A 17,301-nucleotide genomic window follows, 5' to 3' on the forward strand; every position below is an offset into this window, starting at 1 on the left:
TTTCAGACGGCCTAAACGCTATACGCCCAATAAGGGAATCAAGATAGGCACCAATATCGCCGTCAACACGCCGTTAAGCGTCAAGCCCAAGCCGGCATATGCGGCCATACGGCGGCCGTATTCCAAAGACGCCGCAATACCCATCGCATGCGAGGCCGTACCCAAAGACATTCCTACTGAAGAAGGCATATACAACGCCCCTTTCAACACTTTATATCCGGCCATCTGTCCAAAAAGTCCAGCAATAATCACCGTTGCCGCCGTAATCGCCGGAATACCGCCGATAGACGCCGTGATTTCAATCGCAATCGGATTGGTCACGGATTTGGAAGCCAGCGACAGAATCACTTCGCGCGAAGCGCCCAGCCATTTGGCAAAATACACGCCCGTAACAATGCCTGTCACGCTGCCCGCCAACTGCGACAACACCACCGGCAACCACTGGCTGCGGATACGGTCCCAATTTCGATAAAGCGGCACGGCCAGCAACACGACTGCCGGTTTCAGCCAAAAATCAATAAAGCGCGAAGCAGAATGATACAGCTCGTAATCGATGGCAAATACCTTCAAATACCCCATCAACACCAGCGTACTGATCAATACCGGATTACACAGCACATTCCCCGTGCGCGTCCGAATCTGCACCGCCAAAGCATATACGGCCAAAGTCAGGAACAGCATGACTGAGGGCATGCGCAACAGCCCGTCTATATTCATCACATCCGCCTCCTGACCCACTCATGCACTTTGCCGGTCACCAACAATACGCAGATCGTACTGCCGATTGTGGCCGTCAAAATTGAAAACCAGTCGTTTGCAATCACGTCCAAATAGCTGATGACGGCCACGCAAGGCGGCACCAAAAACAAAGTCAGGTTTGCCATCAAAATGTCTGCCAGTTCGCCCACCCAAGACAATTTGACCCAGCCCGCCTGAAGCGCGGCAAACAGCAAAGCCATGCCGACAATACTGCCCGGCAGCTTCAACCCCAAAATCCAAACGGTTGCCTCGCCCAAAGCCAGGCAACCCAATACCACCAATAAGGCACGAATAATATTCATTAAGCCGGTTTCTCCTTATCCTTTTTCAGACGGCCTCAAGAAATTTATTAATCATTGAATCATATCGTGCCACAGGCCGTCTGAAAAGGGAAGAAACGCCTTCCTTCGAGTTTAATGAAAGATAAGTATGATTACTCTAGCGGATTGGCTGAGGCAATATTGAAACCCCTACCCTGCTTTTTGTCTTTAACGGCCGCTGCAAACCGGGCATTCGGGATTGTGTTTCACCCCGTATTGCTGCCATTTTCCGCTCAACGCGTTGTAGGTAGAAAGTTTGCCGTGCGACGGCGTACCGATACCGATCAGCACTTTAAGCGCTTCGGCGGCTTGGGTCGTTCCGATAACGCCGACCAATGGCGAAAAAACGCCGAACAATGCACAAGCGCCGTCGCTGGCTTGTTCTCCGTCAAACAGGCAGGCATAACAAGGCGTATCGGGAAGATCGGGACGGTACACGGCGATTTGTCCGTCAAAGCCGACGGCCGCTGCGGAAACCAAAGGCGTGCGCGTGGCAACGGCGGCGCGGTTGACCGCTTGGCGTGTGGGATAATTGTCGGAACAATCAAGGATGATGTCAGCGGCGTTTGCCAATTCGACAAGCCTGGCCTCATCGAGAAATTCGGCAATAGCTGTAATGTGTGTTTGGCTGTTGATTTGTTTCAGACGGCCTTGCATCACCAAAGCCTTGTTTTTACCGATGTCGGCTTCGGTAAACGTGATTTGGCGTTGAAGGTTGGTCTCGTCGATGGTATCGGCATCGGCAATCGTCAGGCTGCCGATACCGGCGGCGGCAAGATACGGCAAGGCCGCCGCACCCAGCCCGCCGCAACCGACAACAAGCACATGGGCGGCCAAGAGTTTTTCTTGACCTTCGATACCGATTTCGTCAAGCAAGATATGGCGGCTGAACCGCAGGAGTTGTTGATCGTTCATCATAATAATAAGGCCGTCTGAAACCCAATGTTCAGACGGCCTGAATGGTTTAGAAATTAATATTTTCGTATGCGTTGTCAAACAAGAAAGGACGGCCTTCGCTGCTGGTTTCGGATTCTAGGCGGATGCCGCTGAGCATCATATTGCGGTCAACGTCTTTCATCATGTCGTAAACGCTCAAGAGCGCCAAATTGAGGCCAGCCAGGGCTTCGGTGGCAATGCTGCCGTTGCTGTGCGCTTGGACGGTCAGCGTGGCCTTCAGGCAGGCCAACTCAACGTTAATATCGAAATCAACCTGCACGCCGATGATGCGGCCGGGCAGGTGCAGCGGAATCAGGTTGGCAGTCTGTTTGATGCTCTGAATGGCGGCAACGCGGGCAATGGTCAGGATACTTGCCTTTTCGGTGGCATTCTCTATCAACACCCTTATCGCCTGCTGGCTCATGTTGATAGTGCCGACGGCGACGGCGGTGTGTTGCTCAGGAAAATCGGGTTGGTTGGGAAATTCAATCATGGGTTTCTCGCCTCTGTTTTGATGGGCAATATTTTACGGCATTTTACAGACAGCGACCACGCGGCGGATACAGACGGCCGTTTTCCGGTTTGAAATGTATCGGGTGTTACCATTGGCAGTTTATAAAAATCTGCTATACAATGGATTCACGATACACCCAAATTAACATTTAAATAAGAGAAAAATCATGCAACTGCATATCTTGAATAATCCAAAAGATGCCGCTCTGGCAGCGGATGCGGAATTTTTAAAACAGTCTCTTTTCAATCTGCTGCATGAGGAAGCATCGCCTTTGGTGGTCGAAACCGTTAAGCTATTATCGACCTCAGACGACAGTGCTGCCCTGATTGAGAAGGTGTTGCCGCAATTGGACGAACAACAAACCCACGATTTAACCTTGGCCTGCGGCCTGTTCGCGCAGATTTTGAACATCGCCGAAGACGTACACCACGAACGCCGCCGCCAAATCCACGAAGAGGCCGGACACAACAGCGCCGAAGGCAGCCTGACGGAAACCGTGCGCAAGCTCAAAGCCGGAAAAGTCAACGGCAAATCGTTGCAACAACAACTAGACAACACGGTCGTTACCGCCGTTTTGACCGCACACCCGACCGAAGTACAACGCCAAACCGTCTTGAGCTTCAACCGCCGCATCCGCGCGCTGCTGCCGCAACGCGAACGCTGCACCAACCCCGAAGCACTGGCTCAGTTGCGCCGCGAAATCGACACTGTCCTTTTGGGCCTGTGGCAGACCAGCGAAACGCGCCGCCACAAACTCAGCGTCAACGACGAAATTAACAACGGCGTATCTATTTTCCCAATGAGCTTTTTTGAAGCCCTGCCTAAACTCTACCGCACAATGGAACGCGATTTTCAGACGACCTATCCCGGCGTCAGCGTTCCGAATATCCTTAAAATCGGCGGCTGGATAGGCGGCGACCGCGATGGCAACCCTTTCGTTTCTGCCGAAACCTTGCGTTTTGCGTTCAGACGGCATGCCGACGCAGTGTTCCGCTTCTATCGCGGCGAACTCGACAAACTCTACCGCGAATTGCCGCTCTCCATCCGCCGCGTCAAAGTCAACGACGACGTGATGGCACTGGCCGCCCTCTCGCCTGACGAAGAAATCGCCCGCACCGAAGAACCCTACCGCCGCGCCATCGCCTACATCATGGCTCGCGCCATGGGCAAAGCACGCTCACTCGGTTTGGGTATGGGCTGCAAATTCGGCTTCCTCGAGCCTTATGCCACGGTTGAAGAGTTCCTCAACGACCTGAAAAAACTGCAACGCTCGCTCCACGAAAACGGCAGCCAACTGCTGGCAGAAGGCCGTCTGGCCAATATTATCCGCAGCGTATCCGTGTTCGGCTTCCACATGATGCCGCTCGACCTGCGCCAACACGCAGGCAAACACGCCGATGTGGTTGCCGAGCTTTTCCAACATGCAGGCTTGGAAGACTACAACAGCCTGAACGAAGAGCAAAAACAAACCGCCTTATTGCGCGAATTGAGCCATCAACGTCCGCTGTACAGCCCGTTCATCACATACAGCGACCATACCCGCCACGAACTGGCAATTTTCAACGAAGCGCGCAAAATCAAAGACGAATTTGGCGAAGATGCCGTTACACAAAGCATTATTTCCAACTGCGAACAGCCCAGCGACCTGCTCGCCTTGGCATTGCTGCTGAAAGAAAGCGGCCTGTTGGTGGTGGAAAACAGCAAACCGCACAGCCGCATCAATATCGTGCCTCTGTTTGAAACCATCGAAGCGCTCGAAAACGCCTGTCCGGTCATGGAAACCATGTTCCGCCTCGACTGGTATGATGCCCTGCTCGAAAGCCGCGGCAACATCCAAGAAATCATGCTGGGCTACTCCGACTCCAACAAAGACGGCGGCTACGTTACCAGCTCATGGTGTCTGTATCAGGCAGAGTTGGGCTTGGTCGAACTCTTCAAAAAATACGATGTCCGCATGCGCCTGTTCCACGGCCGCGGCGGCAGCGTAGGTCGCGGCGGCGGCCCATCTTACCAAGCCATCTTGGCGCAACCTGCAGGCAGCGTTGCCGGACAAATCCGTATTACCGAGCAAGGCGAAGTCATTACCGCCAAATACGCCGACCCGGGCAATGCCCAACGCAACTTGGAAGCCTTGGTTGCCGCGACGTTGGAAGCCAGCATCCTGCCGGACAAAAAAGACCCTGATGCCAAACTGATGCAGGATTTGTCGGACGTATCGTTCAAATACTACCGCGAACTGATTACCCATCCCGACTTCATCGACTACTTCCTGCAAACCAGCCCGATTCAGGAAATCGCCACCCTCAACCTCGGCAGCCGTCCCGCCAGCCGCAAAACCTTGGCGCGGATTCAGGACTTGCGCGCGATTCCGTGGGTATTCTCATGGATGCAAAACCGCCTCATGCTGCCGGCTTGGTACGGTTTCGGCAGCGCAGTGGAAACCTTGTGCGAAGGGAATCCCGACACACTGGCCGCGCTGCGCGAACACGCCCAAAGCAACCCGTTCTTCCAAGCCATGCTCTCCAACATGGAACAAGTGATGGCGAAAACCGACATCACCTTGGCGGAAAACTATGCCGGCTTGAGCGAATCGCCCGATAAAGCAAAAATCATCTTCGGCATGATCAAGGAAGAATACCAACGCAGCCGCAAAGCACTGCTCGACCTGCTGCAAACCGAAGAACTCCTGCGCGACAACCGCAGCCTCGCCCGTTCTCTTGCCTTGAGGATTCCATATCTGAACGCCCTCAACGGCCTGCAAGTCGCCATGCTCAAACGCCTGCGCAAAGAGCCTAACAATCCGCACGCGCTGCTGATGGTTCACCTGACCATCAACGGCGTGGCGCAAGGTTTGCGCAATACCGGTTAAGGCAGCACAGAAAAAAGGCCGTCTGAAACAATTTTCAGACGGCCTTTAAACTAACTGCGAACCGCAGCAACGGCTTTATCCACGAAGCCCCATACTGTTTCTCAACCTGCTTGCCACTCTTACCCTATTCATTTAACTTGCCCTGTATTTCAAACTATTATGGGCAACAGCAGATAATCCATTGTCAAATCAAAGTGTTCATTTAAGTATGGCAAGCGCTTCAGCATGATGGATGATCAACCTCTGACATACCTTACCGCAGCACTACCCCATACGCCGCACAATACGCTTTCAGACAATCCTGAGGCCGTCTGAAAACAAAAACATCTTACACCAAGGCAACTATCATTATGTTTGACATTGTATTTATCTTGTTATTCGGCAGGCTTCAGCCCCACAAAACACCCGATTCATCCGACACGCCCGTCCCTTTTGGGCATTCGGCGGCAGGCTCGGCTTTAATTTATTTATGCATACGCATAGGGACAATCATCCTTCATGATTCGATTTCCGGAGCCATTAACAGCCCCCCCCTCATTCTGTTTCAAACAATCTGCATGTTCGGCTGTCTGGTTTTGTATTTTAAAATGTTGCGTACCGCATCCGACCCAAAATACCGTCAGATGATTTATTGGGTACTGGGCATTCTTTCAGGTTTGATCTTAAGCCTCCTGTCCGAAAAATTGTTTTATTTAACGGCTTTATTCATTTACTCATTCTTCGGAAAAACAATAAGTTGAATGCCTGTCCCTCTTTTTTCAGACGGCCTTTTATCATAAGAACATACCAGCATTGCGGCTGTGTTGAGTACCTCCACAATATGCTATAATCCGCCGTTAAACTTTTATCTTTTCAGGAAAAACCATGAGCTTGAAATGCGGCATCGTCGGCCTGCCCAACGTAGGCAAATCCACCCTCTTTAACGCGCTGACCCAATCGGGTATCGAAGCGGCAAACTATCCTTTCTGTACCATCGAACCCAACGTCGGCATCGTTGAAGTCCCCGATCCGCGTATGGCTGAATTGGCAAAAATCGTCAATCCGCAAAAAATGCAGCCTGCCATCGTCGAATTCGTCGACATCGCTGGTTTGGTTGCAGGTGCAAGCAAAGGCGAAGGCTTGGGCAACCAGTTCCTTGCCAACATCCGCGAGACTGACGCGATTGTTAACGTCGTACGTTGCTTTGACGACGACAACATCGTGCACGTTTCCGGCAAAGTCGATCCGATTGCCGACATCGAAACCATCGGCACCGAATTGGCACTTGCCGACCTCGCCAGCGTCGAAAAAGCCATCGTCCGCGAAGAAAAACGCGCCCGCTCAGGCGACAAAGACGCGCAAAAACTGGTCGAGCTGTGCAAAAAACTGCTACCGCATCTGGACGAAGGCAAACCCGTCCGCTCCTTCGGTTTGGACGCGGAAGAACTCGCCATGCTCAAGCCACTGTTCCTGCTGACCGCCAAACCCGCCATGTATGTCGGCAACGTTGCCGAAGACGGATTTGAAAACAATCCGCACCTCGACCGCCTGAAAGAATTGGCTGAAAAAGAAAACGCGCCCGTCGTCGCCGTTTGCGCCGCGATGGAAAGCGAAATTGCCGAATTGGAAGATGATGAAAAGGCCGAATTCCTCGCTGAAATGGGCTTGGAAGAGCCGGGCCTGAACCGCCTGATCCGTGCCGGCTACGACCTTTTGGGCCTGCAAACCTACTTCACCGCCGGCGTCAAAGAAGTCCGCGCCTGGACCATCCACAAAGGCGACACCGCCCCACAAGCCGCCGGCGTAATTCACACCGACTTTGAACGCGGCTTCATCCGTGCTCAAGTTATCTCCTACGAAGATTTCATCGCTTTAGGCGGCGAAGCCAAAGCCAAAGAAGCCGGCAAAATGCGTGTGGAAGGCAAGGAATATGTCGTGCAGGATGGCGATGTGATGCACTTCTTGTTTAACGTGTAAGATTGTCTGAAAATATTTGGGAACAGGGAATCTGTTCCCAATACTACAATAGCAAAGAAAATAAATATGATCTTAAGAAAATTTCAAATTAAAAATTTCCGATCTCTTATTAACGTTAATGTTAAATTTATTGATAATCTACCTATTGTAATCAGTGGTGAAAATAATATTGGTAAAACTAATTTTTTAAGAGCTTTAAACGTATATTTTAATCATATTCATGATAAAAATTTATACCATGCTGAAACTGATATTCCACATCACATATATTATGGTTCGCGAGGAGGAAGAACCAAGACAGAATTAATTGGGGAATTTGAAAATCACGGTAAAATTATAAAACTTTTAGTACGTTTTGATGCAAAAGGTAACTCTTCATACAAATTAGATTCCAAAGATATTAATGATAACAAAGCCTTTGAATTTTTATCAGAATTTAAATTTATATTTATAGAATCTCATAACATACATTTACCAAGCCTCATTGGAGCTATTCTAGAAAAAGACGGCTTACTAGCTTTGGATAAAAAACGTACAAAACAAAGTCGTCCTTTAGAAAAATTGGAAGAGTTTATAGATCTATCTAGACAAGCCATCACCGACATTGAGAATGACATAAACCATTGCTTTAAAGAACTTACTGATTTTGATGGAATTTTGAAAGAGGCTAAAATTCTAATAAACTTTGCAGAATTTGATAGATTGAGAGATGTAATTCGCACAATGACATCCATCACTCTACAAGACGGCAATAATCATGAAATTGAATCTAAAGGTAGTGGAGCTCAAAGAGCAGTTTTTCTTTCGTTAATGAAATATATTTCAAAAAATATTAAAAATAAAAAAATTATTTGGGCAATTGATGAACCAGAAGCATTTTTACAACCAAAATTACAAAGAAAAGTATTTGAAACTTTGCAATCGATGTGTAAAGAAGATAAGCAAACAATTATACTCACTACACACTCACAACATTTTATTAACTTAAGAAATATTGATACGGTTAATTTATTTATAGGGAATTCTGAACCTAAGGAGTATGAAAGACGCCCTGGTAAAATATTTTATGAAATAAACACTCAAAATATTGCTTTTACCTCTACATCCGAAAAAATCAAAGCAATTAAAGAACATTTAGGAATTAACAATAATGACGGATGGGAGCTTTTGCCATTTAATGTCTTAGTAGAAGGAGAGGAAGACAAAAAATACTTAGAAAAACTGATGGAAGCCGTAGATATTGAAATTCCAAACATTATCTGCGCTGGAGGAGCAACCAAAATTGCAGGATACTTGCAATATTATAATGATTTCGCCAAAGATAACCCCTTTCCAGAAAAACCAAAAATTTTATGTATTTTTGATAATGATAAAGAGGGAAGAGAATCTAAATCAAAAATCAATCCTAAAAAATTAACCTCCCTGAAAATCCAAAGCATTCTTATTCCCAGACATGACTACACCATTTTAGATGATAATCCTAGGAACTTTAGTGGACAATCTCAAAACTGGGCAATAGAAGATTTTTTATCTCCCGCCCTAATTATAGAAACTGCAAATAATTTACTACGGAAAGACAAATATAAAATCATTGGAAAAAAACAGATAAACGTTCGAAACCAAGTTGCACATAGAAATAAAATTATTCTCGAATATCTTTCAGAGTGCACCTCACAAAATAATCCTGACAAGGATGATTACCTTTGGGGCTCAGATGGAAGAAAAATAGCTCTATGTAAATCTTTCTGTGATAATCAAACTCCAGAAAAAATACTTGAACATCTGAATCAAAATCAAAGAGATTTTTTAAATAAATTAAAAGGTTAAATATGAAGTCTGTCATTCAAGACCTACAATCGCGCGGCCTTATCGCGCAAACTACCGACATCGAAGCCTTAGACGCTTTGTTGAACGAACAAAAAATCGCCCTCTACTGCGGTTTCGACCCGACCGCCGACAGCCTGCATATCGGACACTTGCTGCCCGTATTGGCATTGCGTCGTTTCCAACAGGCGGGGCATACGCCGATTGCTTTGGTGGGCGGCGCGACCGGTATGATCGGCGACCCCAGCTTCAAAGCGGTGGAGCGCAGCTTGAATTCCGCCGAAACCGTTGCCGGCTGGGTAGAAAGCATCCGCAACCAACTGAAACCGTTTTTGAGCTTTGAAGGCGAAAACGCTGCCATTATGGCGAATAACGCCGACTGGTTCGGCAGCATGAACTGCCTCGATTTCCTGCGCGACATCGGCAAGCATTTCTCCGTCAACGCCATGCTGAACAAGGAATCCGTCAAACAGCGTATCGAGCGCGACGATGTGGGCATTTCCTTCACCGAGTTCGCCTATTCCCTGCTGCAAGGCTACGACTTTGCCGAATTGAACAAACGTCACGGTGCGGTTTTGGAAATCGGCGGCTCCGACCAATGGGGCAACATTACTGCCGGTATCGACCTGACCCGCCGTCTGAACCAAAAACAAGTATTCGGCCTGACCCTGCCTTTGGTAACCAAATCAGACGGCACTAAATTCGGTAAAACCGAAGGCGGCGCGGTATGGTTGAACGCGAAGAAAACTTCTCCGTATCAGTTCTACCAATTCTGGCTGAAAGTCGCCGATGCCGATGTGTATAAATTCCTGAAATACTTTACCTTCCTGTCCATCGAAGCAATCGACGCCATCGAAGCGAAAGACAAAGCCAGCGGCACCAAGCCAGAAGCGCAACGCATTCTCGCCGAGGAAATGACCCGTCTGATTCACGGCGAAGAGGCCCTTGCCGCCGCCCAACGCATTTCTGAAAACCTGTTTGCCGAAGACCAAAGCAGCCTGACCGAAAGCGACTTCGAGCAGCTGGCACTCGACGGCCTGCCGACTTTTGAAGTTTCCGAGAGCATCAACGTGGTTGAGACTTTGGTGAAAACCGGTTTGGCGTCTTCTAACAAAGAAGCGCGCGGCTTTGTAAACAGTAAAGCGGTTTTGCTCAACGGCAAACCTGCTGAAGCCAACAATCCGAACCATGCCGCTGAAAAACCTGACGATGCCTACATGCTGACCGACGAACACAAACGTTTCGGCAAATACACCATCGTACGGCGCGGCAAACGCAACCACGCTTTGTTGGTTTGGAAATAATCTTTAAACATTAAACACATCGTTTAAAACAATCATGCCGTCTGAAATCAGCCACGCTTTTTTTTCAGACGGCATTTTCTATTGATGATATTCAGTTTTCCAAAAAGAAAGGGCAGGTTTTGCACCTGCCCTTCTATTAAGCCAATTTCCTTAAGAAACCTTTATCCCCAGCTTACTGCAAACGTTCATTTTCTTGACGGACGGCATTCACCACCTCTGCGCCAAACAAAGCGTTGACATCGGTTTCATCAAACACATACTTGCTATGGCAGAAATCGCAATCGATTTGAATGCTGCCTTGTTCCGCCACCACGCCGCCGACTTCTTGGCCACCAAGCATCAACAGCATATCGCTGACTTTGCCGCGGGAGCAGGTGCAGGCAAATTCAATAGTCTCCGGTTCAAAAACGCGGGGCGGGGTTTCATGGTAAAGGCGGTAAAGGGCGTGATGAGCGTCCAAACCGGTCAATTCTTGCGAAGTAAGCGTTTGCGCAAGCGTAGTCACATGCTCCCACGCGGCATCATCCAATTCTTCTTCCGGCAGACGTTGCAGCAATAATGCGCCTGCGGCTTGGTCGTCGGCGGCAAGCGTAATATAGGTATCGAGCTGCTCGGAACGTTTCATATAGTTGACCAGCATTTGCGCAATGCTGTCGCCTTCCAGCGGTACAACACCTTGCCACGGGTCGGCATCTTTAGGCTGATGGGTCAAAACGAACACGCTGTTTTCGCCCAACAGCGCAGTCAGACTTTCATCATCACGGATTTCAGCAGTTTCGTCCCAACGCGCGGTAGCGCGGACAGTATTTTCAGAAGTCGCTTCCACCACCAACATTTTCAGACGGCCCTGACCTTGAACCTGAACAATCAGCGCGCCTTCGTTTTTAAGGTTGGCAGACAATAAAGCACCGGCGGCCAACAATTCGCCCAATGCGCGACGGATGGCGACAGGATAATGTTTTTGGTTGACGATGTGGTGCCAAACCTTTTCAAGGCGGATGTGCATACCGCGGATAGGCATATCGTCGAAGATAAAGCGTGTACGGATATCGCTGTGATTTTGTGTCATGTCAGTCTCTGAAAATAAATCAATGAATGCCGCTTATATGGTTGCAGCGGCGGATAAATCAAGCGAAACCGTGTTTGATGTTTTTCTAGTTTGTTTGGAAACAAGGGTTTAACGCAAAATAACAGCAGTTTTTTTGCCAAAAAGACAGTTTTTGAATACAATCAAGCAGATAACAAGAGAATGATACGGGATAACATCTCAGAAACCGGCAATGTGCCTGCAATCGGCAGGGAATGCCTTCTGAAACGGAAGTTTTTATAATGAATTTTTTACTCCGGCTCGCAGCAGTTTGGACTTCGGTCGCCATGCTCGCGAGCGTCAATTTTTCTTACGCCGATGATTTGGAAAACCTGATTACCACCCGTCAGCATGTTTTAAACCAATTCAACGACAACGCCAACGTTTACGACAATACGCGTCAGGCAACCCCTGTCCACCCCGTCAATACACACCCCGCTCCAAGCAACAATACGCGCGCACCTTCAGGCAATGCAGACGAATTGATCGGCAGCGCCATGGGCTTGCTCGGCGTGGCCTACCGCTACGGCGGCACATCGGCTTCTACCGGCTTTGACTGCAGCGGCTTTATGCAACACATCTTTAAACGCGCCATGGGTATAAACCTGCCGCGCACCTCTGCCGAACAGGCACAAATGGGCGTTGCCGTGAGCCGTTCGGAATTGCAGCCGGGCGACATGGTCTTTTTCCGCACCATGGGTCCCGGCCGTATTTCCCACGTCGGCCTTTACATCGGCAACAACAATTTTATTCATGCGCCGAGAACGGGCAAACGTATCGAAATTACCAGCCTCGGCCACAAATATTGGAGCGCGAAATACGCCTTCGGCCGCCGCGTGAAGAAAAACGATCCATCCCGTTTCTTGAATTGAGGTGCATGATGGCAATGCCGCAAATGCCCAAATGGTATGACGATGACGGTCAGATTGTTTCCTGCACCGAAAAAGTCAAAGTCATGACCGAAAACTTGAACGAACTGTACCAAATAGCGCAGGACGCATTTGAAGACGCGCTGCTGATGGGTTGTTCCGAAAAACAGCTACGCGAATACTTCCGCGACTTAATGGCCGGACTGGAAAACCCTTATCAAAAAAACGGTTAGTTATTCGATCCATACAAAAAAGGCCGTCTGAAAGTTTTTCAGACGGCCTTTTCTTATTGGCCAGACCCCTACCCTATTGCTAACATTCCACCACGCGCACGGATACTGGGACGGCTTTTTTCTGCAAGGTAATGGCCAGGCCTGCGAGTGAGGTTTCTTTGTAGGTTGCCTTCATATCGCGGCCGGTTTGCAACATGGTTTGAATCACTTCATCAAGTGAGACTTTTTTGTCTGTGCCGTCTTCCAAAAGCGCAAGGGTAGCGAGCTTGAGGGCTTTTTCGGCGGCGATGCCGTTGCGCTCGATACAGGGGATTTGCACCAAGCCGCCGACCGGGTCACAGGTCAGGCCTAAGTGGTGTTCCATGGCCATTTCGGCGGCGTTTTCCACTTGTTTCGGTGTACCGCCGATAACTTCGGCGTATGCGCCAGCCGCCATGGAACACGCCACGCCGACTTCACCTTGGCAGCCTACATCCGCGCCGGAAATCGACGCGTTGGTTTTATACAAAATACCGATGGCACCGGCAGTCAGCAGGAAATCTTCGACACGCGATTGGTTGGCGTGCGGATTAAATTTGCGGAAATAGTGCAAGACGGCAGGAATGATGCCTGCCGCGCCGTTGGTGGGTGCAGTTACAACACGGCCGCCGGCGGCGTTTTCTTCATTAACCGCCATGGCGTACACCATCGGCCAAAGTTGGGTATTGACGATTTCGCTCTCACGCAGGACTTTGAGTTTGGCCGCCAACTGCGGCGCGCGGCGGCGGACGTTCAAGCCGCCCGGCAGCTGCCCTTCCGCACCCAAGCCGCGCTTGATGCAGTTTTCCATCACATCGGCCACGGCAGCCACACGGCGGCGTACTTCCGCTTCATCGCAACCTGCCAACGCCGCTTCATTGGCCAACACGACTTCGGAAATATTCAACTGGTTCAGACGGCATTGTGCCAGCAGCTCGTCGCAGTTTTTGTAAGGATATGGCACGTCTGAATTTTCCTGCGCTTCTTGTGCAAACCCTTCGTCTGTTACGATAAAACCGCCGCCGACCGAATAATAGATCTGCTCTTTCAGCTTCTGGCCGTCTGAATTATAGGCGATAAAGTTCAAACCGTTCGGATGTTTGGGCAACACTTTGTCGCCGCGGATATCCAAATCTTTTTCAGGATTGAATGCCATTTCACGGCCGTTGAGTTTTAAAACGTGCTGCGTGCGGATGCGTTCCAAGCGTTGGGGGATGTCTGCAAGCGGAATATCGTGCGGCAGGCTGCCTTCCAAACCAAGCAATAATGCGTCGAATGTGCCGTGTCCGATGCCGGTCAAGGCAAGCGAGCCGTACACTTCAATGACAATGCGCGCCACTTGCGTATCCAAGTTTTCGGCATACAGCAAATCAGCAAAGGCGGCAGCGGCCTTCATCGGGCCTACGGTGTGCGAGCTGGACGGGCCGATACCGATTTTAAAAATATCAAAGATACTGATCATGGGGTTTTCCCTTATAGTCTGAAAAGGCCGTCTGAAGATTTCAGACGGCCTGTTGTTTGTGAAACTTAAACAGCCTCTATCCAACCGGCAATGCGTTTTTCAACGGCTTCGGCATTCAGCCCCAAATCGGCTAAAAGTTTTTTCGGATCGCCGTGTTCGGTGACTTTGTCTTCTACACCCAGCAACAATACCGGTTTGCAGATGCCGTGTTTCGCCAACACTTCCAACACTGCGCTGCCTGCGCCGCCTTGTTCGGCGTTTTCTTCGGCGGTAACGATGTAATCGTGGCTTCGGGCAAGACGGACGATCAGCTCTTCATCTATCGGCTTGACAAAGCGCATATCGGCAACAGTGGCGTTCAGCTTGTCGGCGGCGGTCAATGATGGGGCAACCATGCTGCCAAAGGCAATAACGGCAATTTTCTCGCCTTCGCGACGGATGATGCCTTTGCCGATTTCAACGGTTTCCAGGCCGTCTGAAATGGTTGCGCCCGTGCCTGTACCGCGCGGATAACGGACGGCAGATGGAGAGTTTGTCTGATAGCAGGTTGAGAACAGCAGGCGGCATTCGTTTTCGTCGCTCGGTACGGCAATAATCATGTTCGGCACACAACGCAAAAAGCTCAAGTCGTACAAACCTGCATGGGTCGGGCCGTCTGCACCGACAATACCTGCGCGGTCAATGGCAAACAAAACAGGCAGGTTTTGCAAGGCAACGTCGTGTACCAACTGGTCGTAAGCGCGTTGCAGGAAAGTGGAGTAAATCGCCACGACAGGCTTGATGCCTTCGCATGCCAAACCGCCTGCAAAGGTAACGGCGTGTTGCTCGGCGATGCCGACGTCGAAATAGCGGTCGGGGAATTGCTGTTCAAACTCAACCAAGCCGCTGCCCTCGCGCATGGCAGGCGTGATGGCAATCAAACGCTCGTCCGCCGCCGCTTGGTCGCACAGCCATTGACCGAACACTTGCGTATAAGTCGGTTTGACCACGGCAGGTTGGACTTCCAGCGCAGGCACTTCGCTCGGCAACTTGGCGACAGCGTGATATTTGACAGGATCGTTTTCGGCAAATTTGTAGCCGTTGCCTTTTTTGGTGATGACGTGCAGCAACTGAGGGCCTTTGCGACCGCGTAAGTCTTTTAATACGTCCACCAGATTTTCAACGTTGTGGCCGTCCACCGGGCCGGTATAACGGAAACCGAAGTTTTCAAACAAAGACAGCGATTGTTTGGCGTGTTCCGCTTCGCCTGCCAAGGTTTTGATTTTGTTTTCGACTTTTTGGGCAAGCTCCATCGCACCGGGCAATTTATCCAATACTTTGCTCGATTGGGCTTTGATGGTGCTCAACAGGCCGTGCATATCGCGCACGACGTTGCTGGCAAGGTATTTCGGCAGCGCGCCGACATTGGGGGAAATCGACATTTCGTTGTCGTTGAGGATGACCAGCAAATCAACATCCATATCGCCTGCGCAGTTCAGGGCTTCGAATGCCTGACCCGCCGTCATGGCTCCGTCGCCGATGATGGCGACGCTGCGGCGGTTGTTGCCCAACTGTTTGTCCGCAACGGCCATGCCCAATGCCGCGCCGATGGATGTGGAAGAATGCCCCACGCCGAATGCGTCGTATTCCGACTCACTGCGTTTCGGAAAACCGGCCAAACCGCCGTATTGGCGCATAGTGTGCATTTGATTTTTGCGGCCGGTGAGGATTTTGTGCGGATAGCTTTGATGGCCGACATCCCAAACCAAATGGTCTTCGGGCGTGTCGTACACATAATGCAGGGCCACCGTCAGCTCGACCGCGCCCAAGTTACTAGCGAAATGGCCGCCCGTCTTACCGACGGAATCCAACAGAAATTCGCGCAATTCGGCGGCGACTTGCGGCAGCTGTTTTTTCTCCAGACGGCGCAAATCCTGAGGCGTATCGATAATATCGAGCAAAGGGCTTGGGTTCATGATTTTTGGCGGTGAATTTTTGTGTAACGGACGATTATATCAAGAGATTGCACAACTTGTTACAAATGCTTTCAGACGGCCCGAACCTTTATCCTTTATAATACTGCCAACTGAAAACACAAGGCCGTCTGAAATGACCCAAAACGCAAACAATCTCTGCTGGCTCGATATGGAAATGACCGGCCTCAACCCGGAACACGACCGCATTATCGAAGTCGCCATGATCATTACCGACTCCGATTTGAACGTACTGGCGCAATCAGACGTCTACGTCATCCATCAAAGCGACGAGTTGCTCAACGGTATGGACGAGTGGAACACCGCCACCCACGGCCGCACCGGCCTGACCCAACGCGTACGCGAATCCCAACTGACCGAAGCCGAAGTCGAGCAAAACCTGTTGGACTTCATGTCCGCATGGATACCTGAGAAATCCACGCCCATGTGCGGCAACTCCATCCATCAAGACCGCCGCTTCATGGTCAAATACATGCCGCGTTTGGAAGCCTATTTCCACTACCGCAACTTAGACGTATCCACGCTGAAAGAATTGGCCAAACGCTGGAATCCGGCCGTTGCCAAAAGCGTGGTCAAACGCGGTTCGCACAAGGCATTGGACGACATCCTCGAAAGCATCGAAGAAATGCGCCATTATCGCGAGCATTTCCTCAAACTCCCTTCCGAACAATAATCCCAAGGCCGTCTGAAACGGGTTTTACACTGTTCAGACGGCCTCATCGGCTTCCTTCATCTCATGAAAATCACCAAAATCTTTACCTTCGATTCCTCGCATATGCTCGATGGGCATGACGGCAAGTGCCAAAACCTGCACGGCCACACCTACAAACTCGAAATTACCGTCTCCGCGCCGGTTATCCAAGGCGGCGCAAAAGACGGCATGGTGATGGACTTTACCGACCTGAAAGCCATCGTCAAACAACACATTACCGACCCGTTCGACCATGCCTTCATCTATCACGGCAACAACGAACGCGAAAGCCAAATCGCTGCGCTTTTGGAAGGCTGGAACATGAAAACCCTGCGCCTGCCCTGCCGCACCACCGCCGAAAACATGAGCGTAGAAATGTATGGCCGTCTGAAAAACGCCGGTGTCAAAGTGTACAGCGTGAAACTATGGGAAACGCCGACTTCGTGTGCTGAATATGAAGGGGAATAAACTGCCATCCTGTATTTT

16 protein-coding genes are annotated in these 17,301 nt (G+C 50.1%); 9 read left to right on the forward strand and 7 right to left on the reverse strand.

The window, feature by feature from the left end:
* Positions 1-18 precede the first annotated feature (18 nt).
* From ACTHTA_RS00760 to ACTHTA_RS00775, 4 genes are all read right to left on the reverse strand, one after another.
* On the reverse strand, positions 19-717 hold the full coding sequence (locus ACTHTA_RS00760) for an LrgB family protein (RefSeq protein ID WP_372340840.1): 699 nt from the start codon (positions 715-717) through the stop codon (positions 19-21).
* A complete protein-coding gene (locus tag ACTHTA_RS00765) occupies positions 717-1,061 on the reverse strand; it encodes a CidA/LrgA family protein (RefSeq protein ID WP_049328555.1) in 345 nt (114 codons plus the stop codon). The genes ACTHTA_RS00760 and ACTHTA_RS00765 overlap by 1 nt, the downstream gene beginning before the upstream one ends.
* Positions 1,062-1,247: 186 nt before the next feature.
* The gene (locus ACTHTA_RS00770) at positions 1,248-1,994 is read right to left on the reverse strand and encodes a HesA/MoeB/ThiF family protein (RefSeq protein ID WP_308887213.1); all 747 of its coding nucleotides are present in this window, start codon (positions 1,992-1,994) and stop codon (positions 1,248-1,250) included.
* A 49-nt stretch (positions 1,995-2,043) separates the two neighbouring features.
* Positions 2,044-2,508 (reverse strand): cyclic pyranopterin monophosphate synthase MoaC, encoded by a 465-nt coding sequence (locus ACTHTA_RS00775; protein WP_049352038.1) that lies wholly within the window; start codon positions 2,506-2,508, stop codon positions 2,044-2,046.
* Positions 2,509-2,695: 187 nt separating this feature from the next.
* Between ACTHTA_RS00775 and ppc the strand changes: the two genes are divergently transcribed.
* The 5 genes from ppc (at position 2,696) to tyrS (ending at position 10,482) form a co-directional block, all read left to right on the forward strand.
* Positions 2,696-5,398 carry a phosphoenolpyruvate carboxylase gene (gene ppc / locus ACTHTA_RS00780; RefSeq protein WP_440364020.1) on the forward strand — a complete coding sequence of 901 codons (2,703 nt, stop codon included), beginning with the start codon at positions 2,696-2,698 and terminating at the stop codon, positions 5,396-5,398.
* Between the two features lie 350 nt (positions 5,399-5,748).
* Positions 5,749-6,138, forward strand: coding sequence for a hypothetical protein (locus tag ACTHTA_RS00785; protein ID WP_440364019.1), 390 nt, complete (start codon positions 5,749-5,751; stop codon positions 6,136-6,138).
* Between the two features lie 124 nt (positions 6,139-6,262).
* The gene (gene ychF, locus ACTHTA_RS00790; protein WP_440364018.1) at positions 6,263-7,354 is read left to right on the forward strand and encodes a redox-regulated ATPase YchF; all 1,092 of its coding nucleotides are present in this window, start codon (positions 6,263-6,265) and stop codon (positions 7,352-7,354) included.
* A 66-nt stretch (positions 7,355-7,420) separates the two neighbouring features.
* A complete protein-coding gene (locus ACTHTA_RS00795) occupies positions 7,421-9,181 on the forward strand; it encodes an ATP-dependent nuclease (protein WP_308887152.1) in 1,761 nt (586 codons plus the stop codon).
* A gap of 2 nt (positions 9,182-9,183) precedes the next feature.
* On the forward strand, positions 9,184-10,482 hold the full coding sequence (gene tyrS, locus ACTHTA_RS00800; RefSeq protein WP_308887151.1) for a tyrosine--tRNA ligase: 1,299 nt from the start codon (positions 9,184-9,186) through the stop codon (positions 10,480-10,482).
* Between the two features lie 172 nt (positions 10,483-10,654).
* On the opposite strand, the gene hslO is transcribed toward tyrS, so the two are convergent.
* The gene (gene hslO, locus ACTHTA_RS00805) at positions 10,655-11,551 is read right to left on the reverse strand and encodes an Hsp33 family molecular chaperone HslO (protein ID WP_308887149.1); all 897 of its coding nucleotides are present in this window, start codon (positions 11,549-11,551) and stop codon (positions 10,655-10,657) included.
* A gap of 260 nt (positions 11,552-11,811) precedes the next feature.
* Here hslO and ACTHTA_RS00810 point away from each other — a divergent pair, with 260 nt between their 5' ends.
* Together ACTHTA_RS00810 and ACTHTA_RS00815 are read left to right on the forward strand one after the other, a co-directional pair.
* Positions 11,812-12,441 carry a C40 family peptidase gene (locus ACTHTA_RS00810; protein ID WP_308887147.1) on the forward strand — a complete coding sequence of 210 codons (630 nt, stop codon included), beginning with the start codon at positions 11,812-11,814 and terminating at the stop codon, positions 12,439-12,441.
* A gap of 8 nt (positions 12,442-12,449) precedes the next feature.
* Positions 12,450-12,671: a hypothetical protein gene (locus ACTHTA_RS00815; protein WP_004519529.1), complete on the forward strand. Its 222-nt coding sequence runs from the start codon at positions 12,450-12,452 to the stop codon at positions 12,669-12,671.
* Between the two features lie 79 nt (positions 12,672-12,750).
* Here the strand turns inward: ACTHTA_RS00815 and ACTHTA_RS00820 are convergent, their stop codons facing one another.
* Both ACTHTA_RS00820 and dxs read right to left on the reverse strand, forming a co-directional pair.
* On the reverse strand, positions 12,751-14,151 hold the full coding sequence (locus ACTHTA_RS00820; protein ID WP_308186582.1) for an L-serine ammonia-lyase: 1,401 nt from the start codon (positions 14,149-14,151) through the stop codon (positions 12,751-12,753).
* 65 nt (positions 14,152-14,216) lie between these two features.
* Complete coding sequence (gene dxs, locus ACTHTA_RS00825) at positions 14,217-16,106, reverse strand: 1-deoxy-D-xylulose-5-phosphate synthase (protein WP_308888293.1); 1,890 nt, start codon at positions 16,104-16,106, stop codon at positions 14,217-14,219.
* 133 nt (positions 16,107-16,239) lie between these two features.
* On the opposite strand from dxs, the gene orn reads away from it, so the two are divergent.
* Positions 16,240-16,797 (forward strand): oligoribonuclease, encoded by a 558-nt coding sequence (gene orn / locus ACTHTA_RS00830; RefSeq protein WP_308888294.1) that lies wholly within the window; start codon positions 16,240-16,242, stop codon positions 16,795-16,797.
* A 63-nt stretch (positions 16,798-16,860) separates the two neighbouring features.
* Positions 16,861-17,283, forward strand: coding sequence for a 6-carboxytetrahydropterin synthase QueD (queD, locus tag ACTHTA_RS00835; protein ID WP_283120823.1), 423 nt, complete (start codon positions 16,861-16,863; stop codon positions 17,281-17,283).
* Positions 17,284-17,301 lie beyond the last annotated feature (18 nt).

The organism is Neisseria sp. P0013.S005 (genome assembly GCF_051958425.1).
Taxonomy (GTDB): Bacteria; Pseudomonadota; Gammaproteobacteria; order Burkholderiales; family Neisseriaceae; genus Neisseria; species Neisseria subflava.